The 3,089-nt window shown below is 54.7% G+C and carries 2 protein-coding genes; one reads left to right on the top strand and one right to left on the bottom strand.

Features of this window, described 5'->3' with window-relative positions; translation table 11 throughout:
• Window positions 1-298: 298 nt before the first annotated feature.
• Window positions 299-1,762: a magnesium transporter gene (gene mgtE / locus BDE01S_RS09470; RefSeq protein ID WP_066080764.1), complete on the top strand. Its 1,464-nt coding sequence runs from the start codon at window positions 299-301 to the stop codon at window positions 1,760-1,762.
• Window positions 1,763-2,288: 526 nt separating this feature from the next.
• Here the strand turns inward: mgtE and BDE01S_RS09465 are convergent.
• Entirely contained in the window at window positions 2,289-2,972 is a 684-nt protein-coding gene (locus BDE01S_RS09465) for a 2,3-diphosphoglycerate-dependent phosphoglycerate mutase (protein ID WP_066080760.1), read from the bottom strand.
• Window positions 2,973-3,089 lie beyond the last annotated feature (117 nt).

Below are 3,089 nucleotides of genomic sequence, written 5' to 3'. Positions count from 1 at the left end.
TCTCCGGCTATATCCAACCATCACACCAAAGGCCGTCTGAACGTGGTTTTAAAACGCAATCGAAGATTGCTGTAAAACCCGGTCAGACGGCCTTTGCCGTTTTTACCTGCCGCAAATACGTTAAAAATAGTAAGGCCGTCTGAAAGCGTGTAGAATATCGACCGTCTGTCACTCTGTGGTCTTAATCAAGACTTACCATTATGGACCTTCCCAGTTTAATTACTAAACAATATCCAATACCTACCACCATCTGAACACCCGCCGCAATGCGCCCCCGCAACAGGCGGGCGGAGCATTTATGAGCCTCGAACAAGAAAACCCTGCCGAAACCGTGCGCAACGATATGGAAAACGAAAGCGACGTAGAACGCATCGCCGCCGATTTCGACCGCATCCACGCCCTCTGCGAAATCCTCGAACCGGCATTCCCGCAAATCGAAGCGGGTACGCTGCTCGAAGACGAAACCCTCCGCATCAAACTCACCGAACTCTCCGCACTGTTGGCCGAGCTGCACCCCGCCGACGTTGCAGCGGTATTGGAATCGCTGCCGCCGCGCGAGCGCCACATCGTCTGGCTGCTGGTCGCACCGGAAGACGACGGCGAAGTCTTGCTGGAAGTATCCGATTCCGTGCGCGAAACCCTGATTGAGTCCATGGACAAAGACGAGCTCCTCGCAGCCGTCGACGACCTGGACGCAGACGAACTCGCAGAGCTGGCCGACGACCTGCCGCACCAAGTCGTCTACGAAGCCCTGCAAACCCGCGACGAAGAAGAGCGCGCGCAAGTGCAGGCGGCGATGTCTTACCAAGACCACCAAGTCGGCGCAATCATGGACTTCGAACTCGTCAGCATCCGCGCCGACGTCGCCTGCGAAGTCGTCCTGCGCTACCTGCGCCGCTTCGACAGCCTGCCCGACCACACCGACAAAATCTTCGTGGTCGATGAAAACGACGTCCTACAAGGCGTTTTGCCGATTCGCAAACTGCTGGTCGCCGATCCGGAAGAATTGGTGGAAAACGTCATGTCCACCGAAGTAGTGCGCTTCCGCCCCGAAGACGAAGCGGAAGAAGCCGCACAAGCGTTCGAACGTTACGACTTAGTTACCGCACCCGTGATTGACGGCGACAAAAAACTCATCGGCCGCATCACCATCGACGAAATCGTAGACGTAATCCGGGAAGAATCCGAAGCCGACATGCTGAACATGGCCGGTTTGCAGGAAGAAGAAGACCTGTTCGCCCCAATCTGGGATTCCGTAAAAAACCGCTGGATGTGGCTCGCCATCAACCTCTGCACCGCCTTTCTCGCCAGCCGCGTCATCGGCGCCTTTGAAGGCAGCATCGAAAAAATCGTCGCACTCGCCGCCCTGATGCCGATTGTCGCCGGCATCGGCGGCAACTCCGGCAACCAAACCATCACCATGATTGTGCGCGCCATGGCATCCGGCCAGATTACCGACGCACAGGCCTGGCGGCTGCTGAAAAAAGAAGTCGGCGTGGCACTCGCCAACGGCCTGATTTGGGGCAGCGTCATGGGCTTGGTAGCGTGGCTGCTTTACGGCAGCTTCGGCATCGGCCTCGTCATGGTCGCCGCCATGACCCTCAACCTGCTGCTTGCCGCCGTGATGGGCGTCATGATACCCACCGCCATGGAAAAAGCCGGCCGCGACCCCGCACTCGGCAGCTCGGTATTGATTACCGCCGTAACCGACTCGGGCGGTTTCCTGATTTTCTTGGGACTGGCGACGGTGTTTTTGCTGTAAACGTCTATCAGGCCGTCTGAAAATACGATTTTTCAGACGGCCTTTTTTATTCAACTCAATCTCTTACAGCGGTAGGTCGGGCACTTTTGCCCGACAGTATCCGGCTTCGGATACGGTTCGGCTATGCCGGAAATGTCGGGCAAAAATGCCCGACCTACGGTTTCCATGGCCGTCTGAAATATTGGGTTGGGAACCCAAGTGATAACAGATGGTACGCCGGGGCGCATCCTATCCCTTACACGCATTAAAAAGTAGCGGTAGCCGTAGGACGGGCATCCCTGCCCGTCGCTTTGCCGCAAGGCAAAGAACACAGCTCAATAAATGGTTTATCTCATTCTACGAATGAGCGACGGGCAAGGATGCCCGTCCTACGGCTGGCGACGGTATTTTTATTGAGAAGACAAGAAACCGCCTGCCATTTGCCGTCTGAAATATTGGGTTAACTACCCAAGCTACGCGGTTCTATAAAAAAGGCCGTCTGAAAATATCACATTTTCAGACGGCCTTTTTTATTCAATTCAAACCCTTACAGGTAGAACTTTTCCAAGACTTTCAAATTCTCATCCAATTTATACACCAGCGGCTGGCCGGTCGGGATTTCCAAGCCCATGATGTCTTCGTCGGAAATGCCTTCGATGTGTTTGGCCAAAGCGCGCAGCGAGTTGCCGTGCGCCGCCACCAAAACGCGTTTACCGCTCAAAATGGCCGGGGCGATTTGGTCTTCCCAGAAAGGCAGTACACGCTCCAAAGTGACTTTCAGATTTTCACCGTCCGGCACCACGTCGCTCGGCAGATGGGCATAGCGGCGGTCGTTGTGGGCGGAAAACTCATCGTTTTTATCCAGCAGCGGCGGCAGGGTGTCGTAGCTGCGGCGCCAGATGTGCACTTGCTCGTCGCCGTATTTTTCTGCGGTTTGTTTTTTGTCCAAACCTTGCAGCTGGCCGTAGTGGCGTTCGTTCAAACGCCAGGTTTTGATTTGGGGCACAAACAGTTGGTCGGATTCTTCCAGCACGATGTTGCAGGTTTTGATGGCGCGGGTCAGTACGGAAGTAAAGGCGATGTCGAACTCATAGCCTTTTTCTTTCAGTTTTTTACCTGCGGCTGCGGCTTCCGCCAAACCTTGTTCGCTCAGTTTCACATCGCGCCAGCCTGTAAACAGGTTTTTCGCATTCCATTCGCTTTGTCCGTGGCGGATAAATACCAATTCCATAGTTTGCTCCAGTGTAAACGGTTAAACATTCCAGCTGTATTTATAACATATTTGCCCGCGCGGCGGGACGGGATTTGCACCGAAATTGACTTACCGCAGCGTGTGCCGGCTATATCG

The sequence above is a fragment of the Bergeriella denitrificans NBRC 102155 genome, from assembly GCF_001592185.1.
Classification (GTDB): Bacteria; Pseudomonadota; Gammaproteobacteria; order Burkholderiales; family Neisseriaceae; genus Neisseria; species Neisseria denitrificans.
Note: the sequence above shows the minus strand (reverse complement) of the source record. Positions and strands in the feature narration are given on the sequence as shown.

What these genes read in the sequence shown, in the direction of transcription:
- mgtE (WP_066080764.1), top strand. Translation starts at nt 299, where the DNA reads ATGAGCCTCGAACAAGAAAACCCTGCCGAAACCGTGCGCAACGATATG.
- BDE01S_RS09465 (WP_066080760.1), bottom strand. Translation starts at nt 2,972, where the DNA reads ATGGAATTGGTATTTATCCGCCACGGACAAAGCGAATGGAATGCGAAA.